The following is a 23,860-nucleotide window of genomic DNA, read 5'->3' on the forward strand; positions in this document are numbered from 1 at the left end:
TAGGTTTCTGGTTTAACCGCACAAGGGCGATGAGCCTGTTCCCTGTCACAAAGTCCATTACCGGAACGTGAGCACATGAAGGGCGGCTTTCTGAGTGGTACAACTTCCGCGAAGCGACGCTCTTCGCAGGAAGCAGACCTCGACATCACTCCCATGATCGACGTCACCTTTCTTCTGTTGATTTTCTTCATGGTCACCTCCACGATGCAGTCGACGCCGGCGATCGATTTGCCGGTTGCGCATCACGGAGTTGGCGTCAGTCGTTCCGAAAACGTGATTGTTTCCGTTATTGATCAGGACGGTATTCCTCTCCTGATGGCTGGGGAGCCCCCTGCGCCCGAGATGACCCTGGATGAGATCACTCAGCACGTGCGGCAACAGGTCGACCTGGGTAAGTCAGGTATTATCGTGAAGGCGTCGGGAACGATTCCGTCAGGATATATCAAACAACTTACGCAACGGCTGCAGGCGCTTGGCGAAGTGCGTTTTCACTATGCCGTCAGTGAACAGAATCCTTCGTCGCCATCTCCCTGAGAATTGACCCCTGTCGCATCCACCTCGTTTGACGCCGGTTTATTTATGCCGATTCGTTTCCGCTGCGAACATTGTCAGCAGTTGATGAGCATCACCCGGAAAAAAGCCGGGCAGCTCACACAATGCCCGAAATGCGGCGAGGAAACCCACGTTCCGGAATTGCAGAGTGCGAAGCGCAAGGATCCGCCCGCGGTATTCGTCGATGAAGAACCGTCCGGGATTGGACTCGAACCCGCGCCGGAACCGACTCAGAAAAGGACATCGTCTCCTGAAGCACAAGCCGAGCGCCGGGTCGTTGAAGCGGATGACAATGAAGATGACGAACCTGGTTTCGTGCTTCGCAGAATTCAGAGCGATCTGGATGAGATGGACCTCACGCCGATGGTCGATGTGACGTTCCTGCTGCTCATTTTCTTCATGGTGACGGCTTCATTCTCGATCGAGAAATCGATCGAAGTGCCCGTTCCCGATCCCGATCAACAAGGAGCCTCGCAGACGGTCATGCCGCTCGAAGAGCTCGAGGATCAGTCGATCCTTGTCGAAATCGACGCCGCAAACCGTTACTTTATCGAGTCAGAAGTTGTTGAGGATCCCCGAGATTTGCCGCAGCTTCTGGCCGAAGTGAGAACACGGGATTCCAAGAGCGAAGTCATTATCAAAGTCGACGAGCGATCGCATCATGAAGCGATCGTTGCGGCAATCGACGCCGCTCAGGAAGTCGGAATGCAGCGAATCCGCTGGGGAGTCATGCCGGAACAATGACCCTGGCCTGGACGACTGCAGGAACGGGACGAACGACGCCAGATGAGTGGAACCAACCGGAGTAGATGCGGACGCGATGGCTTATCTGGAAATTCATCTCGATGACACGACCCGTCAACAGAAGCTGGCCCGCAAAGAGCCGGTGACGATCGGGCGACATACTTCCAACACAGTCGTGGTGGACGACGAAAGCGTGCCGCTCTTGCTGGCTCGCGTGTTGTGGAACAAGAAAGCTCGACGCTTTGAAGTCTCCGCTGCGTCGGAAGAGGATCTTCTGATCGGCGGCAAGGCTATCCGATCCAAGATTCTCAAGGACAAAGACGAAATCACGTACGGTCGTTTCAAAGCCGTCTACTTTGATGTTGATGAGAGTGTCGACATCGTTCCGATGGACGAGGCTGAGGATGATCTCGATGAGATCGATAAGACTTCTGCGGTTGTGCAGGAGGAGACTGTCGGACCGGAGGGGACTCCGTCTGCTTCAGAAGGCGAGGAAACGCAGCCCTCCGATGCTCCGGGCATGGAACCGGAAGCGGCTGAAGGAACTCCGGATGTCAAACCAGAGAAGGTCGCCAGAAAAACCTCGGCAAAGTCGCTCGCAGCCGTAAAGCTCGCCCGTCCTGATCGGCAGATGGAAGACGAGTCGGTGAAAGCCTGGCTGACCCGCTCGCGGCGGCCTGGCGAACGGGACGCTGTACGCTCTCCGCTCACCACGACACTGACGATCGTCGGCTTCATTCTGGTGATCGCAGCCGGAGGTTTCTATCTGCTCATCGGACGGCAGACGGCTCAACTGGCGTATCAGGACGCGAAAGATGATCGCGAGCAACGGAAGTACGCCCAGGCGATTGCCAAGTACGAACAGTTTCTCTCGGACTACCCGTCTCACAAGTTGGCGAAAGAGGCCCGGGTTGAACTTGCGTTTTCTCGAATCGACCGGCAGCTTTCCGGAGCGGGAGCAAGTCTCGAAGGGGCGATTGCCGCCACGAATAGTTTCATCGATCAATTTCGCAATAACGAAAACTTCCGCGACTGGTATCCCCTGTTGTCGACGTATGCGATGCGGATTGCCCAGGATGGATATCGTCAGGCGAGCCGTACGCATGATCCTCAGTTTCTGGAACTGGGGGATCAGGGCAGACAGCTGTTCGTGCGGTTCAAAGCGACCGATGGCTCCAATGACAATAATGAAGCCGAGATTGAGACCGCTCGTCGCACCGCTCTGGCCGATTTACTGGAGTACGACGTGCTTCAGGAGAGTCTCGCCAGACTCGATTCCGCACTAAAGAAGAAGGATGCTCCCGCGACATTCCAGGTCTTCCGGGAAGCGGTGGCCCGTTATCCTTCGTTCGCCGAACGCAACGAGTTGGTGACGCGGGTCCGTTCGGCACTCGGCATCGAGCAGACGAATGTGAAAACGGTCGAGGCGCCCTCGGAGCCTGCCGTCGTCGACGATCAGTCGTCGACACCCGGTCAGCAGGTGTTTCTGATCGACCTCCAGCGAAACAGACCGGATGTCACTTCCGACGAGACTCCGGTCTGGTATCTGGCGGACGGCGGCTGCACCGCAGTGGACCGGATGACGGGACAACCGAGATGGCGGATTGAGACGGGTGAACCGTTGGCTTTTGAACCAATCGGAGTCGAGACTCGCTTCGCCTGTTGGCTTCTTCCGGTTGATGACGGATTTGGTGTGGCTCTGGTGCGTCGAGCCGACGGAGAAGTGCAATGGCGGCGGCGATTCCCCGCCGGGGTTCTGACCGAGCCGACGGTCACCGAGAATACGGTCTTCGTGACGACCGATGACCGGCGGATGACCGCGATCCAGCTGGAGACGGGAGAAACCGTCAGGTCGCTGGAATTTCCGCAGCAGATTTCGGCTCCAGTGACCGTTCTCGACAGCCGGTCTCTTTGTTGCGTGGGGACTCAGGATGTTCTGTATTTCATCGACCGACAGACGTGGGAGTGCTCCGAAGTTCGGTATCTCGGTCATGCTCCGGGCACGGTGACGCTTCGGCCGCTCACCGTCGCCGATGTGCTGCTGACCACGGAGAAGGACCAATTGCGCTCCAGTCGAATTCGTGTTCTGCGGTGGAGTGAGAAGCAGTGGAACTTCGAGATCGTCCAGTCTCAGAGACTGCCGGGGATCGCGCTCGGTCATCCGGTGCTTTGGGGAGACCGGCTGTTCGTGGAAATGAACGGGCCGCAGATTGCTGCCTGGCAGCTTTCGGACAATCCGGCCGATCCGTTTCTGCGGCGAATCACCAATGCCTCCGTCCCCTACTCTGCTGATGTGCGGCTGTACCTGAAGCCCTTCGAAGGGGACCGTCTGCTGGTCGCCGGTGAGGACCTGCGGACGCTGACTCTGCTGACCAGTGCCTTCGATCAGTCCAAGTCGACAGTCGATCTGGGACGAAGTACGCAGAGTCTGCAGACGTTCGCGGGGAATTCATTCGCGGCGGGCCGCAAAGATCCCAGGATCGGCTCCACTCTGTTGCATTACAACTTCCTGCAGGACGAAACGTACTGGGTGCTGTCGACCTCGATGGATCCCGTAGCCGTTGTCCCTCGGCCAGATCCCTCGCAGGCTCCGTTCTGCATTGATTTCAATGGAAGACTCTTCGATGTTGGCCGTGCATCAAATGGTCCATACTCAATGGTCACGCCGACGGAATCAATCTTCGCCGGTTCGAGCGGCCCCCAGAACGGTTCAAGTCGACAGATCTATGCTTTACGAGATTCATCCGAGCCGCATGTGGTGTTTGTTCGTGGGAATGCCTGCAAGCTTCTCGGACATACAGGACAGGTGACACGGAGTATCACACTCCCGGAACCCTGCGAGCGTGAGCCGCTTCTGGCAGGCGATCGAATGCTCTGGACTGGCACCAGTGGGGTTCATTCCACGCCGTTGAACGAAGCCGGCGTGGCGATCGATCCCTGGCGGTTCCCTCAAGTCGCCGAACAGGAGCAACGATCCGATTATGAAATGGTCGCGGCCACAGCCGACGAGTTTCTCGTGCTCGAGGACCGGCGGCGGCTGATCAAGCTGACTGTTCGAGAAGAACCACGTCGGCATCTGGCGGAAACGTCCGACTACAGTTTCGACGATGCCGTTGTCGGCTGGTCCCCGGATGGCGAACAACTGCTGGCGACGACCTCCGATCACCAGTTGCTGAGGATCGATATCGGTTCACTGTCGCTATCTGGAACAACAGATCTGGGGGCGTTGCCGACGACGAAGCCGCATCTTGCCGGAGCTTACGCACTGGTCGAGATTGAAGGAAAGCGAATTGATGCTTACCCCCGCGGCGGAGGCGGACAGCCGTCCTGGTCACTCTCGCTGGGAACCTCTCCCCTCTCCATTCCCGTCTTTTCTCTCGATCAGGACCGATTGCTTCTGTCGCAACACGACGGAACGCTTCTGATCGTGAGCGCAGCGACTGGCGAGGAACTCGGTCGCATTCAGTTGCAGTCCGCCGTCTGCTGCGAACCGGTTCGGCGAAGTGACGTGTTGACCCTGGGATTGGAGTCTGGCAGCGTGTTGTCGCTTCCTTTGTCGCAGTTCGCTGGAGGGGCTGTAGCAACAGAGGAGGCCGCCAGTGCAAATTGAGCGATACCAGCCGTGCATTGTTCTCGCTCTGCTTTTGTCGAGCGTGTTCCTCTCGACCCCTGTCGCAGCTCAGCCGGGAGCCGAAGAACCGGAACCGGTCGAGTCGACCGAGAAGGTCGAAGCAGAAGACGCAGACGAACTTCCTCTGTTCTCTGAATTGCCGCTGCCGGAACTGGAGAGCTTGCTCGAAGGAGCCAAACAGGACTGGATTCTGTTGATTGGCGGACGCGTACTTCGTGTACCCGGTCTCTGGCCTCGTCCCGACCACCTCGAGTGGCTGGAACGGGAACAAAAAGATCTTCTCGACGACCGTCCGCCGGCCGACCCCGAACTCGCAGACTGGCTCGAAGACTACAAGCGATATTTCTACATCTACCTGGCGGTGTCTGAAGAAGGCGTCGAAGACGACTATCGGCTGCATGTCCGCTATGTGGATCGCATTCTGTACCACGAAGATCTCTGTCTGCTCAAGGTCGACAAGCTGCTGCTCGCCGGAGATATCGAGAATGCACGCCGGCTGATCAGCGCCGTGGGACGCTGGGAGAAGGTGGTCAATGATCAACGGGAAGAGGAGCGTTTGAAACGGATTCGTTGGCCCGGACTGATCGATCGCGAACGTGCTCTGCTCCGAGCTGAAGTTCAACGTGAGTTGAATACCTCCCAGTGGGAGCGGGCATTCTCATTGATCAAACGCCGCTACGTAACCGACCCGGACGATCCGCAACTGCCGATTTTGACCGGAGATGTCTTGAACGGCATCGGGAATGAAGCGTATCCACGACGGGACTATCGACGATTGCGCTATTTCATCGCGGCGGCCGTGAAGATGTTTCCGGCACAGCGTCAGGCGGGCGAATGGAAGCAGCGTCTGACGGCGGATGCCGAGACGCTCCTGGCGACGGCGGAGGAGGATGCCAAAGCCGGTAGGCGACGGGAGTCATCGTTGCGGGCCCAGCAGGCGGCTCGAATCTGGCCGTTCTCCGCTCAGATCAACCGACGCGTTCAGATCCTTCAGGAGCAGTATCAGACCCTCGATTTTGGAGTCGTTGAGAACGAGCCGGGTGGAGAGCGTGCGCTCGACGGTTTGCAGACCCACAAATGGATCGGAATCGAGCGTCTCTCCGAAGGTTATCCGTTGTACCAGTCACGGTTCATCGAGACCTGGCAGCCGGATGACCTGGGACGACGCATTACCCTGCACTTCATGCTGAACCGACAGCCGTCCGAGTCGCGTCCGATCGTCGATAGTCATCACTTCGCCAGGTCGCTTCTCGGGAGCACACTGGAACGCCGCAGCGAACAGCGGGGATTGTTCGCCAATAACCTGACCGAAGTGCATGTTGCGTCTCCCAGCGAGATCGAGATTCAGTTCGCTTCGCAAATGCCTCACCCCCTCGCCCGGCTGGCTGCGATTCTGGATGGGCAACCTGACGAAAAGCCACCCGTGTTGCTCGACAGTCACTTCCGGTACTCCGTGATCGACCAGCCGCTGCCGTTCGAAGATTTTGAATCGTGCTATCAACGTGCGTTCGAACCGCCGCGGCGCAATCAGCTGCGGAATGTCGCCGAGGTTCACCGCCACATTTATCCCGACCGACAGGAATTGCTGCGAGCCCTGTTGCGGGACGAAGTCCATCTGTTGCCGGAAACTCCGCTGGAGTATGTCGACCGCATCGGGCAGGATCAGCGCTTCGGCGTCCTGGAGTATCAGGTTCCTCAGAGTGTGGGGCTGCGATTCCGTATCGGAGGACGGCTGGATGGATTTCATGAGTACAGGCTGGCGTTGATGCTGATGCTCAATCGCGAGGACCTGTTAGCGGAAGTTGTTCCGGAAGGCAGTCCTGGTCAGTCGCTGACGAAGATTTCAAATTCGATCTGTCCATCCAGCTCGCATGCGTGGAGTCCTTCGCAGCTGATTCCGGCCTTTGATGAAACCTCCGCGCGGGCGTTGATGATTCTACTGCGACGAAATCCGAATCTGCCCTTGCAGATCCGACTCGGGTGCCCGTCCTCGGCTGATATGCGGAAGCTGGCCGCGAAGATCGCGGAGCGATGGAAACGGCTGGGAGTCGAGACGGAGATCGTTGTCGATTCGACGTCGGGAGCCGAGGCGCTGGGGTTGACCGGGTTGCCGGAAGGCACGGTTGATGTGGATCTGGTGCAGTTCTGCATGGCTGCTCCTGATCACGAACTGCCCAGGCTGGCGACGTCCCGCTCTCACATCTCGGTCGATCATCTGGCCAGCCTGCCGTCTTATGTGCGAACGACGTTACTTCGACTTGAGAATGCCAGGAACTGGAACGCCGTCAACACAATGCTTCGACAGTTACAGGATCAGATGTTGATCAATGCCTGGTACATGCCGCTCTACGAGTCGCGTCGGTTCATGACCGTTCGCCGCGAAGTCCGTCAGGTTCCCTCCACGCTGATGGAGACGTTTCAGACGCTTGATCGATGGATCGTTGAGCCGATTGTTCCGGAGTATTAATCGTCAGCGGCGGTCGAGTTGACCTGCAGGGCAAATTCCTGCTGGAGAACACGCCTCATCGTATCAAGTTCGGACTGCTTGTATTCCGCAGCTTCTTTCAGGTTTCCCCAGACCGGAGCCGGCCAGCAGGCGTCCGCGGGTTTGCGACCGATCACGTGAATATGAAGCTGAGGAACGACGTTCCCCAAGGCCGCGAAATTGACCTTGGGGTACTCAAGTTGATCCTTTAGATAGCGGGAAATGCACTCGCATTCCTGAAGGACAGTCGTCCGCAAATCGACGGAAAGATCCAGAAGGTCGATCGCGTCCGTTGCCGGGACCAGAATGAACCAGGGGACGATCGCGTTGCGATGCAGGAGCAGGTGGCACGCCTGAAAGTGGCCCAGAGCGTGGCAGTCCTGCAGAAGTTGAGGATGAATATGCATGATTCACTTGGTGCGCGAGAGTTCAACGGCTTCAGTGGTTACGGACAATCTGCAACGCATAGGCCAGTGAGTTCAGCCGCGTCACGGTGTCGTCCGCGCGGGACATGAAGACCACGGGGGCACTGGTGCCGCAAAGAATCCCTCCGAAGCGACAGTCGGCTGTGTACATGATCGCCTTCACCGTCAGGTTAGCCGAGAGGAGATCGGGAAACAGCATTCCATCGGCATGACCTGCGACCGGGTCGTCGATGTTCTTTCTCGCTCCTGCCCGAGTGGCATACGCCAGATCGAAAGAAAGCGGTCCGGAGACGGCACAGCGGTCGTCCCAGGTCTGCCGGGCGTAGGTCATGAGCGGTTCAGCATCGAGCGTGTCGGGCATCGCTTCGTTGGGTTTCTCGGTTGCCGCCATGAGAGCGATGCGAGGTGACTCGCTCCCGAGTCTGGTAGCCGTCTCCACGATGTGCCGGAGCAGATCCTGTTTCTGCCCGAGCGACGGGCGAATCGTAATCCCTGTATCGGTCATCAGAAATCGCTTATCGTCGCGGGGGATTTCCATCAGGACCATCTGGCAGATGATTCTCTCGGTTCGCAGGCCGGTCTCACGATTCAGAACGGCCCGCATGAGATCTGGTGTGGCGACCTGCCCTTTCATCAACAGAGCAGCCTGCCCGGATTGGACGCAGCGCACCGCATCCACGGCCGGCTCCTCAGAGTCCACCAGGGTGAACGAATCGAGCGAGATTTCTCTGGCGTCGGCGAGACGGCGGATCTCTACTTCGGAGCCGCAGAGGATGGGGTGAATCCAGCCTCGCTCGGTTGCCTGGCTCATGGCTTCGAGTACGGTCTCATCGGCCCCTCCGGCAGCGGCGACCGCGACGGGGGCTGAGTTTTGTTCGGCCTGTTCATAGAGCGTGTCGAAGGACGGAAGGTCTGACATTCTTTCTGGCTTTCGTCTGCTACTTCTGAGTCCACTGGGGCGCCCGTTTTCCGAGGAAGGCCGAGATTCCCTCCTGGGCATCGGCTTCGACCACGTTGGTCGTCATCACGTCGACGGCGTCCTTGTATGCATCGGATTCCGGCATCGACAGCTGACGATAGAACGCTTCCTTGCCGACGCGAACTGTCATGGCACTGGTCGCGGCAATGGCGTTGCAATACTGTTGAACGGTTTCATCGAGTTCATTCTCGGCGACGACGCGATTGATCAGACCGAGTTCCACGGCCCGCTCCGCTGAAATCGGAACGCCAGTCAGCAGCATTTCCATAGCCGCCTTAGCGGGAATTGCTCTGACAAGCGGCACCATGGGCGTGGTGCAGAACAGGCCGATCTTCACCCCGGGCGTCGCGAAGCGGGCATCTTGCGTCGCCACTGCAAGGTCGCACGCGGCAACGAGCTGGCATCCCGCCGCAGTCGCCATGCCGCGAACTTTGGCGATGACAGGTTGGGGGACCTGACGGATTTTCTGCATGACCCGCGAGCAGGTTTCAAACAGGTCCCGATACTCGTCTTCAGGCCGGTCCACCATCTCGCCCAGATCATGGCCGGCGCAGAATGCCGGACCATTCGCTCCGATAACGATCGTGCGGATCTTCGAGTCGTTTTCGAGTTCCGTCAGCGCGGTCAGCAGCTCCTGCAGCAGAGACAGCGAAAGTGCGTTCCTGCGTTCAGGCCGGTTTAAAGTAAGCTTGGCAGTCTGGTCAACGTCCTGCCTGAGCAGCAGCGGTTCAGTCATTTTGTGTCCTCATTCTGGCGTGGAATCCCGATTCTAATTGGCCTGCCGACGCCTGGCCAGTTCGCTGCGCGAAGAGCGAAAGCGACGAGACCTCGGAGGGCAGTTGAGCCGATTTGGGCGCTCTTGCAGATTTTACCCGGACGTCGCACGAATGTTCCGCCGATGATTGAAGCAGAGTCTGTGTGCCTGCTTTTTAAGTCTCTTCGTCCTCAAGTCTGCTGATGAACCTTCGTCATCTGTCGCTGCTTGCCCTTTTGTTCCTGATTTCAGGTTCCATTGCCGGCTGCGCGACACCCAGCTACGAACTGCCCGGAGGGTATAGTAGCACCTACTCGCGTGCCCTGAACTCGGGTGTTGCTCACCCGTAGGGTTTCTCGTCTTCTCCAATGGATGCGAAGTCGCTGCCGACCGGTTAGGCTATCGATTGAGAACGAATCGATGCTCTGCCCGGAAACGCCATGAACCTTGATGCCTTTTCAGCCGCGCTGGCCGAGACCTTGCGACCCGACCAGATCCTCAACGATCCGGTCGAGAGGCTCGTCTACGAGTCAGACGGATATCTGGTCGAGAAGCGAATCCCCGATCTGGTGGTCTTTCCGCAGTCAACGGCCGAACTCTCCACCATCATGCGGCTGGCTCACGAACAGCGTATTCCCGTGGTACCGCGAGGGGCGGGGACAAGTCTGGCGGGCGGATGTCTGCCCATCGATGGGGGCGTGACCGTCTGTCTGTCGCGAATGCACCAGATCCACGAAGTCAATCTGCTGGACCGCTATGCCGTTGTCGATGCAGGAGTCGTGAATGGGCGTCTCAACCAAGATCTGGTCGGAACCGGATTGCATTTTGCCCCCGATCCCTCGAGCGCGGGTGCATCGACGATCGGCGGGAATATCGCGACCAATGCCGGCGGACCACATACGCTTAAGTACGGCGTGACGTCCAATCATGTGCTTGGAATTGAAGTTGTCCTGCCTGACGGCCGAATCGTTGAATTCGGCGGACCGCAAGGCTTCGACACCGGCTGGGATCTTTCGGGCCTGTTCACAGGAAGCGAGGGGACGTTTGGCTTCTGCACCCGAGCGACCGTTCGACTGGAACGCAATCCGCAGTCCTGGCAGACCCGACTGGCGATCTTCGACCAGCTGGAAGATGCGGTCACTGTCGTAAGCGAGATTATCGGAGCGGGTGTCATTCCGGCCGCCCTTGAACTGATGGATCAGGGCATGCTGCGGGCGATCGAGGATCGGTACAAACACGGGTTGCCGACGGATGCCGGAGCAGTTCTGATCATTGAAGTGGATGGACCCGATTCCGCGACGATCGAAGAGATTGCCCGAATTGATGCGATCTGTGCCGCGGGAGCGTGCCGGGAGATCCGCAGGGCGGAAACATCGGAAGAACGTCTTGCGCTCTGGAAATGTCGCAAGCAGGCGTTCGGAGCGATCGGACTGTTAAGTACGAGCTTCTGCACGCAGGACGGCGTAGTTCCAAGAACGCGGCTGCCGGAACTGCTTAACTACGTGCTCGACGTGGCAGCGAAGTACAACTTAACGATCTTCAACGTCTTCCACGCCGGGGACGGAAACATCCACCCGATCATCCTGTTCGATGAACGTTATCCTGAGCAGGTACAACGAGTTCTGGATGCGAGTGAAGAGATCCTGCAGAGATGTCTCGACTTCGGCGGGACAGTGACGGGAGAACACGGAATCGGAATTGAGAAAATCGACTTCATGGATCGGATGTTTTCGAGCACCGATCTGGAAGTCTTCCGAGAAATCCGCAGCGTATTCAACGCTGGATCGATCACCGGTCGAGGAAAGCTGATTCCCGTCCTGGCTGCCGAGCGATCATCCTGAATGACGGCAGCCGGAGAATCGATATCGAAGAGTCGCTACCGCGAGCGTACAAGAGACTTCGTGTCTCGCAATACGTCAGGCGACAAAGATCGACTTAGCGAGAGCGGTCGACGTAGAAGTCATTCTCAAAGAGCTCGACGAGCTGTTCGATCGCTTCGTCTGCGGAGTAACCTTCCGCCTCGACGACAAGCGAGGTTCCCTGATCGGCACGAAGTGTCATCAGGTCGAATACAGCCTTGGCGTCAACTACTTGCTCATGCTTGAGAATTCGGATCTCACAGTCGTATCTGCGTGCGAGTTCGGCAATCTTGGAACACGGGACCAGATGCAGTCCATGTTCAAGATTGACAGTAACTTCTGCCCTGCAGAGGGGACTTTCTCCCATGGTAATTTGCTTTGGCTCCACCAATTTCATAACTCCTGCTTGAAGAGAGTCTGGCTCTGAGAGGACACACCGTAGACCAAAAGGTAACGCTGTTTCTATTCAGAACGTCAGACAACCTGGAATTTCCATCCGTGTGTACAGGTTCGGGAATAACACACTCGCTTCGCAAAAATGCCTGGAGAGTGTGCAGCGCGGGCGGATTGCTAAATACAGTTGGGAAACGAAGAGAATACAACCGCTGGTCAAGAGATGGTTTACGTGCCAGCCTTTGTGCTTCCTACGAGGCTGCAACCTGTGCTGGTTCGATGGGAACCCATCGATGAAACCAAATTATAAGCATGTGCTTATGAGATCGGCGATACGAATCGTCGTCAATTCGTCTGATTCTTCAGAAATTTCCCTCAACTGCCTATTGCAAGTGGCGTGCCGATTATGCGTCCGGCTCGCTGGGAAATTAAAGTTCGTTCTCGTCGGCTTCTCGAAGCAGCTCGAGAACTTGCTCCTGAGTCTTGGATTGACGAAGAAAGCTGCAGAAATTCTCGTTTCGCAGATGGCGAGAAATTGTTTCCAGGGCCCGCAAATGGTCGCCCGGACGGTCTGGTGGCGAAATCAGCATGAACAGAATGTAGACATCTTCGCCATCGAGGCTGGCAAAATCGACACCTTCTGGCGCGATGGCGATCGTGGCCACAAGTTCATCAACGGACGGGTGTTTCGTATGAGGAACAGCAATTCCTTTGCCGATACCGGTCGATCCCAGCTCTTCACGCTTCAGGATCGCGCCGACGATGCTCTCTTCGTTGTCGCTGGAGATCTGACCGGTTGCGCGGAGCCCGCCCACCAGTTTACGGATCGCATCCTCTTTGGAATTGACCTGCAGATCCGTGATGACCGAATCTTTGACAACAATCTCTGAGAACTTCATTTCTTTATGCTCCGCGGAAGGGTAAGGCATGGAAGGATGGTATGTTCAATGTAGTAAAAATCAACAGGTGGAAACGGATGCAGAGCAACTCCGCCAATTGGTCTCCACCTTCTTCCGGTTTCACCTGGTTCGTCTCGCCGGCTGGGACCGAAGTCGGCTTTGCCAGCAAGGGCATTTATCCTGGCGGGATCGAGTCGTCTCGACCGCAGGACTTAACTATTCGGGCTGTTCTGGCTCGCCCTCTTTGTTTTCAGCTTCGAGCGAAATGGCTTCTGCCAGCTCGCCGAGCGACTTGTCGCGGCGATGGTCCTGAACCTGCTCTTTGTATCGCTTGATCTGGTGTTCGATCTTGTGCAGCGCCTGATCGAACGAGATCTGCGCATCTTCGCCTTCGTAGTGAGCGACAAAGTCGTGCTTGTGTTCGGCGTCGACGAGGATTTCGACTTTGACACGGTTCCCATTGAAGTCGAACGTTACCTGAATCTGCGTGACACGCTCAAAGAAGGTCAGGAGCTTTTCAGCTTTCTCGTGAATGTAGTCCCGAACCGGTTCTCCGATACTGCCGTGTCGACACGCGATTTCAATTTGCACTGCAACTACTCCAAAGGTGAATAATTCAAATCTCGCTGAACGCCCGGAAGGAATGTCACGTCCGACCACTCAGGATCCTCCGGTCGAAGCCGGATTGTCATTCAAATTTCGTGCGTCCCGCTGGCTCCGATTGTAAGCCGGGACTCCCATCCGTCAAACGATGAATGTTGGCAATCTACAGAATCGCTTCAGGATGAACTCCTGTTGTTCCGCCTGAAACGAGGGCCGATTCAGATGCCCAGTTGCGTCTCGATGGCCGTGATCCGATCCTCAAGACGAGAGATGATCTCCTTGAGTTCGGCGAGTTCTTCTCGGAGTTCCTGCCCGCCGGACGTCTGCGGCTGCGCGGGACTGCTCTGGGGACGGGCAGGTTTCGAAGAGGCCGATGCGGACTCTTCAGGGAGATCGCTGAACTGCATCTCGCCCCGCTGTTTTTCTCCATCTGTGTACAGGGCATGGTTGACCTCGACGCCTCTTCGACCCAGATCGCCGGAGGAAGCGACGTATCCGTCCTGCATCAGCAGGCCCAGCTCTTCACGGAGTTCGTCGAGCGATTCGATGGCGGTCATCCGGCTGGCTCGACTGCGGAGTTCACCAAGTTGCTGACGCCCGCGAAGCAGAAGTTCCGCCATGATGGCCAGCTGGCCAGCATTCCATGTGGTCGCTTCGCGGAGCAGATGCCGGAACCGCTCGGTGCGTCCGCCAGCGGTCTGGACGGCGGCGATCAGGCCGCGCTGCCGCAGTCCATCCAGGACTTCTTCGAGCTCGAATTCATCGTAGTTCGTGACAGGCTCGCGATTGCTCTTCTGGTTGCATCCACTGGCAAGCGCCTTCAACGTGAGTGGGTAATACTCTGGTGTCGTTAATGATTTTTCAATAAGAACACCGAGTACGCGGCGTTCCTTTTTATTCAGAGAGCCAAGGAACTCGATCTCTCGTTCGTCGTCCTGAATCTGCATGACCTGCTCCTCCGTTGCGTTGGTGTCTGGTCCGTGGTGCTTGTCGGCACACGTTGGTGTCGTTTGTAACCCATGGTGGGAAAAACAGGAACCGTGAAATGGGTCGCTGCCGAGTCCCGAAAAGAAGCGGGATCGGTAACTCCCTGGAGCCCCGCCCTCAGAAAAATCGGGGCTGACTCTTTCCGGAAGCTGGGTAAGAAGACTAGGATTATCCGCGAGCAGTGATTGAAACGACTGGACGAAACGGGCGTGAGCCAGAATCGTCGGAACAGTCACTGCGACTGCAGGGATCGGCTTCAGCCTCTTGAGTGAGAAATGCAGAGAATGAGTGAAAGCGAACTGCCCGAGGGATCGATCGAACGTCTGAGCGAGGCCTACCAAAGTATCAAGGAGCAGATGGAGCTCGTGATCGTGGGTCAGCAGGAGGTCATTGAACAGCTCGTCATTGCTCTGTTCAGCCGAGGCCACGTCTTGCTCGAAGGCGTTCCGGGACTGGCGAAAACGCTGATGATCAGCACCCTGGCCCGCTGTCTGTCGCTGGGCTTCAGTCGGATTCAATTTACACCCGACCTGATGCCAGCCGATATCACCGGAACCGAAGTGTTGCAGGAGAATCGCGAAACCGGAAAACGCGAGTTCCGCTTCCTTCACGGCCCCCTGTTCCACAACATGGTGCTGGCCGACGAAATCAACCGGACTCCTCCCAAAACCCAGGCCGCTCTGCTCGAAGCCATGCAGGAACGGCACGTGTCTGTCGGGCAGAACCAGCATCTGCTGGCCGATCCTTTCTTCGTAATGGCCACGCAGAACCCGATCGAACAGGAAGGAACCTATCCCCTGCCCGAAGCGCAGCAGGACCGGTTCATGTTCAAGGTCTTTGTCGACTATCCGACGTTCGCTGAAGAAAAGGCGATCGCAAAGGCAACGACCGGGATTCAGGAGTCGATGCTTAAGCAGGTGCTCGACGCCGATGAGATCATCGAACTGCAGCGGGTCGTCAAGCAGGTTCCGATTTCCGATCATGTCGTGGAATACGCTCTGGCCCTGGTGCGTCAGACTCGTATTCGTGGAGACATCGCTCCGGACTTCGTGAAGGAATGGCTCAGCTGGGGAGCAGGTCCTCGCGCGGTGCAATACCTGATCCTGGGAGCCAAAACGCGGGCCCTGCTTTATGGGCGTGCCCACGTGTCGACCGAAGACATCGCCGCTCTCGCTCGCCCGGTACTGCGGCATCGCATCGTGACCAACTTCACCGCCGAAAGTGAAGGCATCACGACCGACGATGTGATCGATCGCCTGCTTCAGGAAACGCCTTCGAAGGAAGGGGAACTGAGTCGTGATCCAAGACTCAAAAAGATATTTGCCGCCTGAGGCGGTCAGTCGGATCTCGCGACTTGAGATTCAGGCACGCAATGTGGTGGAAGGATTCCTCAATGGATTGCACCGAAGTCCCTATTTCGGCCAGTCGATCGAATTCGTCCAGCACCGCGAGTACGTGACCGGGGACGACATCCGCAAAATCGACTGGAAGGTCTGGTCCAAGACCGACAAGTTCTACATCAAGCAGTTCGAAGAAGAGACCAACCAGCGGACAACTCTGCTGGTCGATGTCAGTGAGTCGATGACGTACTCGTCGCATGGGGTTTCCAAGCTTGATTACGCCTGTCAGTTAGCTTCCGCGCTCACTTATCTCCTGATCAAACAACAGGACGCGGTCGGTCTGACGACATTCGATGACGGCATCCGGGACATGCTTCCGTTTCGTAGCAAAAAGAATCATCTGCACGACGTGATTCGCACGCTGGTCATGGCCGAACCACAGTCGCAGAAGACCGGCATCTATCCGATGCTCCGACGGACCGCCGAACAGCGGGTGCGTCGCGGACTGGTGGTTTTGATTTCCGATCTGTTCTGTGATCGCCAGGAACTGTTTAAAGGACTCAAGCTGCTGCGACTGCGGGGGCACGATGTAATGCTCTTTCACATTCTCGATCCGCAGGAAGTCGATTTCGATTTCAACGGCACGACAAAGTTCGAGGGGATGGAGAACGCGGGAGAACTGATCTGCGATCCCCGCGGTTTGCGAGCCGATTATCTCAAGGCGATGGAAGAGTTTCTGGCCGAGATTCGGCGGTTCTGTGCCGGCCATGTTGTCGACTATCGTTCGATTGTGACCACCGAGCACCTCGATGCGATTTTGGCTCATTATCTCAAGCACCGTGTCGGTATGCGAAAGAACTAGATCTGGATTCAACCGGAGTGGATCAGGAACAGCAGTGGATCTGCGGAGCGAACTGGAGAAAAGCTCACTGAATGTTGTCTCAGTTTTTTATTAATCCCTGGCTGGCGGCAGGCGGTGTCGCACTGGTGTCAATTCCGATCATCATTCATTTGATGAATCGCCTGCGCTACCGGACCGTTCGTTTCGCGGCGATGGAATTCCTGCTTCAGAGTCAGGAACAGAACCGTCGCAGGCTGCTGTTCGAACAGCTGTTGCTCCTGCTTCTCCGAATTCTGATCGTGCTGGCGATCGTGGCTCTGTTCGCTCGCCTTCTGCTCGATCCTTCGCAGTTATCGTTGTTGGAGAAGAATGAAACGCATCACCTGATTGTGCTCGACGACAGTGGTTCGATGCGGGATCGCTGGGGCGAGACGACCGCTTACGGCGAGGCATTGCAAACCCTGAAGCGGCTCGTCTCGGATCTGGCGTCTCACGGCGGCAACCACTCCGTGACGCTGATGCAGACCTCGAATCCGGATCGGACCGCGGCGAGCTTCACCAGCCGGCGTGCGGATACCTCGCTCGTTGGAGAACTGGAAGATCAGCTGGAAACGATGCAGCGGAATTGCGGATATGGATCAGCCGAATGGCGAGAGGTCTTCCCGGCTGTTGAGCGACAGCTGACGGCTAACAAGGGGGCTTTTCAGATTGTGCACGTTCTCTCCGACTTCCGGCAACAGGAATGGGGAGCATCGCCGACGTTGAAAACCGATCTCGAAACGCTGACCGATGAGCGGATTCGCGTGCATCTCGTGCCGACCGTGCCTTCGCTGCATGGGAATCTGTCCGTCGTAAACTTTGAAGGCAGTCTCCACACGGCGGCTGTCGGCGTGCCAGTCGAACTGACTGCCGAGGTATCGAATGGAGGAGACACGGTCGTCGAGAACGTGCCTGTCCGGGTGCTTGTGAATGGGGAACCGTTGCCGCAATCGATCAGCATTCCAAGCATCGAGGCGGGAGATTCCGTCAACGAATCGTTCGAGGTCACGTTGACCTCGGCGGGCGAACATGCCATCTCCGTGCAGTTACCGGCCGACGCCCTGGAGGCGGATAACACGCGGTACGTGACGATCAACGTTCCAGAACGTCAGCGGGTGCTTATTGCGGATGGATCGGAACAGACACGCGAAGCAGAGTACGTCGCCGATGCTCTTGCAGCCGACTCGTCCATTACCGGCTTCGAGGTTGTCATCGTTCGGCCAGACGCCTTGCGAGACCTGAATCTCAATGAATTTACGGCGCTCTATCTGTTGAACGTGGATCGTCTCTCTCCGGACATTCTGCGATCCGTGACGGCCTACGTCGAAGCTGGCGGAGGACTTGCCTGGTTCATGGGAGATCGCGTCGATGCTTCGTTCTACAACGGGCTGAGTGACGAATCCGACGAGGACGAAGAATCCGAAGCTTCCGATGATCAGGCGGCTCTGATGGCATCCTCCATCTTTCCACTGGACATCGCCGCTTCGCCCATCGAGCTGCCGCGAGCAGACCCGACGAATCCCGGCGCAGATCTGCAACTGGCTGATCGCCCTCTGTTCGAGATTTTAAATGCCGAAGAGGGACTTCTGGCTTACTATCTGAATATCTATCGCTATGTGCCGCTGGCTGATGGCACGGTGCCGCAGTCAGTCCGCGTGTTGGGGCGGTTGCGAAATCAGGCTCCACTCTTCTTCGAAACCCGCTTTGGCCGGGGGCGGGTGTTTGTCTCGCTGACATCGGCCGGTCCGATGAGTCCTGTGCTCGAGCAACGATGGCATAACTGGCCGTTCGATATCAATGCCCCCGGTTTCACGGTCTTTCACCTCGAACTCGTCAAGTACATCGCCAGTCGACAGGGAGCGTCCTCCACGCGGCTGGTTGGCGAAGACCTGCTGGTGGAGATCGATCCGGCGGTCGCCTATCCCGATGTCACTTTCTATCCGCCGGAAGAAACGGGGCGCAGTCCTGTCACCATGACGGCCACGGCGGAAGTCGAGAATAATGGCGAAGCGCAACAGGTGAGTCCGGAGAATGGAACGGTCCAGCTGCTGGCGCAGTTTGATCAGACACAGACGCCGGGCATCTATCGGATCAGTAAAGAGGACCTGTCCCGCGTGGCGACCACCGAACTGGTCGCGTTTAATGTTCCGGCTGAAGAATCCGAGTTGGCTCTCTCGACGCCTGAAGCGATGCGGCGCGAACTGGCCGGCGTGGACGGAATTGTCGTCCAGGATGTCGGCGGACTTGAAGGACTGACGCAGGACGATCCGGGACGCGAACTGCGGATGTTCCTGCTGGCCCTCCTCGTTGCCCTGTTGATTGGCGAACAGTGGCTGGCTTATCGTCTGGGATATCACGCCCGCAATCCGAGCGCGAAGCCAGCCGGGTTGCGATCCATTCTGCGTTCTCGATACGGCCGGGGACGCGATCTTGGGCCACGAACTCAAACGGGACGCTCCACGACGGGAGGGAGATCATGAACGGTTTCCTGATTCTCGCACAGGAGTCGATTCGCTTCACAGAATGGAGCTGGCCAACCGGAGCGGTTGAATGGACCGTCCTGACACTGATCATCGGCGGTCTGATTGCCTGGAGCATCGAACTCTATCGTCGCGACAGCGTCGAGTTGTCGATGCCACTCCGGATACTTCTACCTGCGCTTCGCCTGCTGGCTATCGTTGGGTTGTTGATTGTCTTTCTGAATCCTCGCACACGGACGCAGACTTGGGCCGACCGCCCGTCCCGCGTGGCCGTGCTGGTCGACGTTTCCTCCTCAATGCTCAATCCGGCCGAAGATCCGCCAGACGATTCGGCGTCCGTGGACAATGTTCCGTCCCGGTTTCAGAGGGTGGTCGAGCTGATCGAGGAATCGACGTGGATCGATGAACTGCGGCAGAAGCACGAAGTCTCGATCTATTCGTTTGATGGGGCAGTCTCGAATCGGTTGACCACACTTCCGCCGTTGCCGGCGGGCGAGACACAAACCGACGAGCCGGCATCGGAGCCCGTGGTCTGGGAAGAAGCCCTGCAACCTAAGGGTAACGAAACCCGTCTGGGGGAAGTCACGGCGCAGATTGCCCGGGAACTCAACGGACGGACGTTGGCCGGAGTCATTGTCGTCAGCGACGGAGGCAACAACGCGGGGATCGATGTCGCCAGTGCCAATGATGTCGCGAGAACGCTGCAGGTGAGAGTCGTTGCACTTGGAACTGGCGGCACGAAGGCTCCGATCAATCTGGAATTGGTGAAAGTTGTTTCGCCGAGCGATGTTCAACTGGGCGATCCGTTTGATATCGAAGCTTATGTCCGTGCAGAAGGTCTGGCCGGCGAGCAGGTGAATGTGCAGCTGCTGACACGCGAGCCGGGGACGGAGACCGCGTTCTACCCGCTCGCAGAACAGACGGCGACCCTGCTCGAAGATGTCACACCAGTGCAGGTGACCTTTCCGGTCACGCCGACACTGGAAGGCGAATGGGAATATCAGGTAAAAGCGACGCCAGTCCGGCAGGTCCGCGAAGTGAAGGAGGCCGACAATATCCGTGTGACGGCCGTCAACGCATTTGAGCGTCCAGTCAAAGTGCTCGTTTTCGCAGGCGGCCCGACGTGGGATTACCGGTTTCTGACCGGCGTCCTCAAACGGCATCCGGGTTTCACGGTCGATGCCTATCTGCAGTCGGGCACGGACGGCATCAGCCAGGATGTCGACAGTCTGTTGTACCGTTTCCCGACCGAACGAGCCGAATTGTTCGAATACGATGTCGTGATCTGCTTCGACCCCAATTGGATGGACGTGCCCGACGAATCCCGTCGACTGTTCGAACAATGGGTGAGCAACGAAGGAGGCGGCGTCGTCTTCATCGCTGGAGACATCAATACCCCACTGCTGGCCAGTTCCCGCGATCAGCTGGGAATGATCATGGATCTGCATCCGGTGTTTCTGGACACGATCCTGCCCGGCATAGATCTCATCTCGGCATCCACTCAGGTCCGGCCGTTGAATTTGACCGAAGAAGGTCGCTCCGTTCCGCTTCTCAACCTCGACGAAGACGCCGGCAATGCCGCGAACTTCTGGGACGAATTTGCTGGGTTCTACCGCTTTTATCCAACCGCCGGCGCGAAGACCGGAGCCACGGTCTATGCCACGGCAGGCGGCGTGGGGGATCTGACGGAATCGGAGCCCCCGATTTTCCTGGCCAGCCAGTTTTATGGACAGGGACGAACCTTCTATATCGGATCGCCGGAGTTCTATCGACTGCGGGCGGAAGATCCCGAGTTCTTTGAACGTTTCTGGACACGGATCGGACGGGAAGCGGCTCAGAATCGTCTGCGACGCAGCAACCCCCGGGGAACTCTGCTGGTCGACCAGCAGACGGTTCGACTTGGTGAAATGATCAAGGTACGGGCCCGTTTGCTCGATGCCAGCTTCGAGCCACTCAAAGTTGACGGAGTCGATATCGAAGTCGAACGGCCGGATGGACGGCTCATCTCCCCTGCCCCGAAGCTGCGGCCCGATGCTTCCTATGCGGGAAGTTATGTGGGTGAGATTCGTGCCCAGACCGCGGGTCGTTATCAGGTGCGGTTGAGAATTCCCGGCACCGAAGACGCGATCCGCGAATCGGTGGTCGCCGAACTCCCCGACCTGGAGAATCGCGACCTGCGGCAGGACGTGCGGCAGTTGCAGATGTTGACTGCCGGGACAGGGGGCGGCTACTTCCCGTTGAGTGAAGCCAACAGCGTGTTGAGCCTTCTTCCTCAGGCCAGCGAACAGTTTCTGCTGGGCGAACAGATTCGCACGCTCTGGGATCGCGGCTGGCTGATGTACCTCATTGTGGGCCTGTTTGGTCTGGAATGGCTGATCCGTAAACTGTTACAACTCGCCTGACGACTATGGACCCGCTTCTCCCAATACAAATTGACCAGATCCTGTCGCGGCTGCGATCTTCGATCCGTCGGTACGTTTTCATCCGCGGACTCGCCCTGGTTCTCGCGACTCTGGCTGTGCTGTTCTGGCTGACACTCAGCTTCGACACACTCTGGTTCAGTGCGACGCGACTGGAGATTCCTCGCCCGGTTCGCCTGCTGATTGTGATCGCCAGTCTGGCCCTCGTGATCGGCATCGCGTATCAGGCGTTGATCTGGCAGATGCTCATCAAACTGAAACGCCGCGCTCTGGCGATGCTGCTGGAACGTCGCTTTCCTGAACTGCGGGATCGACTGATTACCGTGGTCGAAATGTCGGAGTCAAACGACGCCCGAAAGCCTTCGGCGCTGACGCAGTCGATGATGCAGCGAACCGTAGCCGATGCGTCCCGTCTGGTAAACTCGCTGGAGATCGACAGCGTCTTTAATTTTCGGCCGCTCCGAATCGCGGTCGTTGCGGCCACCATCGGACTGGTCTCGCTGATTACCGTCTCCGTCGCCAGCCCCTCGACAGTCTCACGCTGGTCCGACGCCTATCTCGGTCTGGAGGATGAGTACTGGGTCCGTCGAAACGGATTGGAACTTTTCGTCGTCGCGCAGCCGGGAGACCGTATTCGTAACTTCGAAGACCACACTCTCAGACATGCCACCGGGGCGGACCTGACGATCATGGCCCGCGTGCTGCCCGACAAGCTTCCGCCGGAGCAAGTCGTCGTCTCTTATCGAACCTCAACGGGAGCTCGCGGTCGCGCCCTGATGGCTCCCGCAGGGAAAGGCGAGTTCCGTCACACTATTGGCGACCTGGTCGATGACCTTGAGTTTACCGTGACCGGCGGAGACTTCACGACGCCTCAACCTTACAAGGTGATCGCCGTTCCCGAGCCTGCCATTTCTTCGATGAAAACGGTGTGCACGTACCCGGAATACACAGGCTGGAATCAGTCGGGTGTGGGCGACGAGCGCGAGCGACAAATCGACGCCACCGAGATTACGGTGCCGATGGAAACCGAGCTCGAGCTGAAGGCCACTTCGACCAAACCGCTGAAGATGGTTCGCATTACCGGCCGAGGCTTCGAGGTTAAGCTCGATCGTTCCGTGGAAGGGCGTTCGACCGCGGTGTGCAGTTATCTCGATGACCGGGGAATTCCGTTTCTGACCCGGCCGATTGCGGAAACGTCAGCCCCGTTCATTTCTCAGGATGGATTGAACGTCTCAGTCGGCATGCTTGTGACTCAACGTGAAACACTCGCACCGACTCCTGAAAACGTCGAGCAGGCCAGTGGCGGTCCCGTGCAGGGTGCAGTGATTCTGCGAGAGGAGACACTGAGAATTCTGCTGCAGGACGAAAGCGATATCGTCAATCTGGAGCCGATCCGTCTGGTGATTCGCGGACGACGTGATGAATCGCCCCAGGTGACGACCCGTCTGGTCGGTATTGGTAAGGCGATCACCCGCAAGGCCCTGATCCCGTTTCAGGGGGAACTGAGCGATGACTATGGACTCGCTTCGACACAGTTCGAATATCGGATCGATCAGGCGGAAGAGACCGAGACAAGACCAACTGTCCGACAGCCGGCGAATGCTCTCGAGTTTGCGATGCGGGGCACCGCCGAACAGCCGGCGGAAAAGTTCGATGTTCTCCCGCTCGAACTGAACGTCGGGCAGGTGCTGTTTCTTAATCTGCTGGCAGCCGATGTCGACACGATTAATGGGCCGCATCTTTCCCGAAGTGAAACCTATCGATTGAAGATCGTCAGCGACGAGGAATTGCTGTCCCTGCTGCATCAGGACGAACTGAATCTCAGACGGCGATTCGAACAGCTGATCGATGAGTTGACGCGGTCCCGAGATGACTTTGCGGGCGCTGCGATTCCGCCCTCGGACGCCGAGGGGAGCTCCGAACCGCTCCCCTTGCCAGACGCCGTGCAGCGGACTCTGAATACGTTGCGGAAGGACTCAATCGAAGCCGATGCGATTCGCCTCGCGTTTGACAACATCCTGCGGGAACTAATTAATAACCGTGTCGAGACGCCCCAGATGCGGTCTCGACTTCAGGAGAAGATTATCGCACCGCTGTCGGGTCTGCTGGAGCAGGAGTTTGCTCAGGCCGAGAACAACTTCCGGCTGCTTGACTTCAGCCTGCAACAGAATACATCGACCGACGTGACCCCTGCCGTTTGTCTGGCCGACATGGATCGACTGCTGACCGGATTGCGGCAGATTCTTGTAGAAATGCGGAAGCTGGAAAGCTTTCAGGAAGTGATCGAGCTTCTCAAGGGCATTATTGACGACCAGAAGGCCCTGCGGGAGAAGACCGAAGAAGAGCGAAAAAAGAAGCTGATCGATCTGCTCAACTGATCTAAAATGGATTTTCGCCATCAGCGACCGTTTCGAACCGAAAGAGGAGTG

17 protein-coding genes are annotated in these 23,860 nt (G+C 57.5%); 10 read left to right on the forward strand and 7 right to left on the reverse strand.

Annotated elements, in window-relative coordinates; translation table 11 throughout:
- Positions 1–75 precede the first annotated feature (75 nt).
- From L1A08_RS10735 to L1A08_RS10750, 4 genes are all read left to right on the forward strand, one after another.
- Positions 76–534 (forward strand): ExbD/TolR family protein, encoded by a 459-nt coding sequence (locus tag L1A08_RS10735; RefSeq protein ID WP_261362818.1) that lies wholly within the window; start codon positions 76–78, stop codon positions 532–534.
- 45 nt (positions 535–579) lie between these two features.
- On the forward strand, positions 580–1,296 hold the full coding sequence (locus L1A08_RS10740) for a biopolymer transporter ExbD (RefSeq protein ID WP_238756393.1): 717 nt from the start codon (positions 580–582) through the stop codon (positions 1,294–1,296).
- Positions 1,297–1,372: 76 nt separating this feature from the next.
- On the forward strand, positions 1,373–4,906 hold the full coding sequence (locus L1A08_RS10745) for an outer membrane protein assembly factor BamB family protein (RefSeq protein ID WP_238756394.1): 3,534 nt from the start codon (positions 1,373–1,375) through the stop codon (positions 4,904–4,906).
- Entirely contained in the window at positions 4,896–7,394 is a 2,499-nt protein-coding gene (locus L1A08_RS10750) for a hypothetical protein (protein ID WP_238756395.1), read from the forward strand. Before L1A08_RS10745 ends, L1A08_RS10750 begins: the two co-directional genes overlap by 11 nt.
- Here the strand turns inward: L1A08_RS10750 and L1A08_RS10755 are convergent.
- From L1A08_RS10755 to L1A08_RS10765, 3 genes are read right to left on the reverse strand one after another with little or no spacing between them, the layout of a single operon-like run.
- Positions 7,391–7,819 carry an HIT domain-containing protein gene (locus L1A08_RS10755; protein WP_238756396.1) on the reverse strand — a complete coding sequence of 143 codons (429 nt, stop codon included), beginning with the start codon at positions 7,817–7,819 and terminating at the stop codon, positions 7,391–7,393. The two genes, L1A08_RS10750 and L1A08_RS10755, sit on opposite strands and share 4 nt — an antisense overlap.
- 31 nt (positions 7,820–7,850) lie before the next feature.
- Positions 7,851–8,756 carry a phosphate acyltransferase gene (locus tag L1A08_RS10760; protein WP_238756397.1) on the reverse strand — a complete coding sequence of 302 codons (906 nt, stop codon included), beginning with the start codon at positions 8,754–8,756 and terminating at the stop codon, positions 7,851–7,853.
- A 19-nt stretch (positions 8,757–8,775) separates the two neighbouring features.
- Positions 8,776–9,552, reverse strand: coding sequence for an enoyl-CoA hydratase (locus tag L1A08_RS10765; RefSeq protein ID WP_238756398.1), 777 nt, complete (start codon positions 9,550–9,552; stop codon positions 8,776–8,778).
- Between the two features lie 458 nt (positions 9,553–10,010).
- Here L1A08_RS10765 and L1A08_RS10770 point away from each other — a divergent pair, with 458 nt between their 5' ends.
- Positions 10,011–11,411, forward strand: coding sequence for an FAD-binding oxidoreductase (locus L1A08_RS10770; protein WP_238756399.1), 1,401 nt, complete (start codon positions 10,011–10,013; stop codon positions 11,409–11,411).
- Positions 11,412–11,505: 94 nt separating this feature from the next.
- Here the strand turns inward: L1A08_RS10770 and L1A08_RS10775 are convergent, their stop codons facing one another.
- The 4 genes from L1A08_RS10775 to L1A08_RS10790 all read right to left on the reverse strand — a co-directional run bounded on the left by L1A08_RS10775 (position 11,506) and on the right by L1A08_RS10790 (position 14,271).
- Positions 11,506–11,826: an HPr family phosphocarrier protein gene (locus tag L1A08_RS10775; RefSeq protein ID WP_315860580.1), complete on the reverse strand. Its 321-nt coding sequence runs from the start codon at positions 11,824–11,826 to the stop codon at positions 11,506–11,508.
- A 424-nt stretch (positions 11,827–12,250) separates the two neighbouring features.
- Positions 12,251–12,721, reverse strand: a complete 471-nt coding sequence (locus tag L1A08_RS10780) for a PTS sugar transporter subunit IIA (RefSeq protein ID WP_238756401.1) — start codon at positions 12,719–12,721, stop codon at positions 12,251–12,253.
- Positions 12,722–12,937: 216 nt separating this feature from the next.
- The gene (gene hpf, locus L1A08_RS10785) at positions 12,938–13,312 is read right to left on the reverse strand and encodes a ribosome hibernation-promoting factor, HPF/YfiA family (protein WP_238756402.1); all 375 of its coding nucleotides are present in this window, start codon (positions 13,310–13,312) and stop codon (positions 12,938–12,940) included.
- A 230-nt stretch (positions 13,313–13,542) separates the two neighbouring features.
- Positions 13,543–14,271: a DUF480 domain-containing protein gene (locus L1A08_RS10790; RefSeq protein WP_238756403.1), complete on the reverse strand. Its 729-nt coding sequence runs from the start codon at positions 14,269–14,271 to the stop codon at positions 13,543–13,545.
- 324 nt (positions 14,272–14,595) lie between these two features.
- Between L1A08_RS10790 and L1A08_RS10795 the strand changes: the two genes are divergently transcribed.
- The 5 genes from L1A08_RS10795 to L1A08_RS10815 all read left to right on the forward strand — a co-directional run bounded on the left by L1A08_RS10795 (position 14,596) and on the right by L1A08_RS10815 (position 23,809).
- Positions 14,596–15,642, forward strand: coding sequence for an AAA family ATPase (locus tag L1A08_RS10795; protein WP_238756404.1), 1,047 nt, complete (start codon positions 14,596–14,598; stop codon positions 15,640–15,642).
- A complete protein-coding gene (locus L1A08_RS10800) occupies positions 15,608–16,513 on the forward strand; it encodes a DUF58 domain-containing protein (RefSeq protein ID WP_238756405.1) in 906 nt (301 codons plus the stop codon). Before L1A08_RS10795 ends, L1A08_RS10800 begins: the two co-directional genes overlap by 35 nt.
- Before the next feature lie 71 nt (positions 16,514–16,584).
- On the forward strand, positions 16,585–19,011 hold the full coding sequence (locus L1A08_RS10805; protein WP_238756406.1) for a BatA domain-containing protein: 2,427 nt from the start codon (positions 16,585–16,587) through the stop codon (positions 19,009–19,011).
- A complete protein-coding gene (locus L1A08_RS10810) occupies positions 19,008–21,413 on the forward strand; it encodes a hypothetical protein (RefSeq protein ID WP_238756407.1) in 2,406 nt (801 codons plus the stop codon). The genes L1A08_RS10805 and L1A08_RS10810 overlap by 4 nt, the downstream gene beginning before the upstream one ends.
- A gap of 5 nt (positions 21,414–21,418) precedes the next feature.
- The gene (locus L1A08_RS10815; RefSeq protein WP_238756408.1) at positions 21,419–23,809 is read left to right on the forward strand and encodes a hypothetical protein; all 2,391 of its coding nucleotides are present in this window, start codon (positions 21,419–21,421) and stop codon (positions 23,807–23,809) included.
- Positions 23,810–23,860: the final 51 nt, after the last annotated feature.

This window comes from Rubinisphaera margarita (assembly GCF_022267515.1).
GTDB lineage: Bacteria > Planctomycetota > Planctomycetia > Planctomycetales > Planctomycetaceae > Rubinisphaera > Rubinisphaera margarita.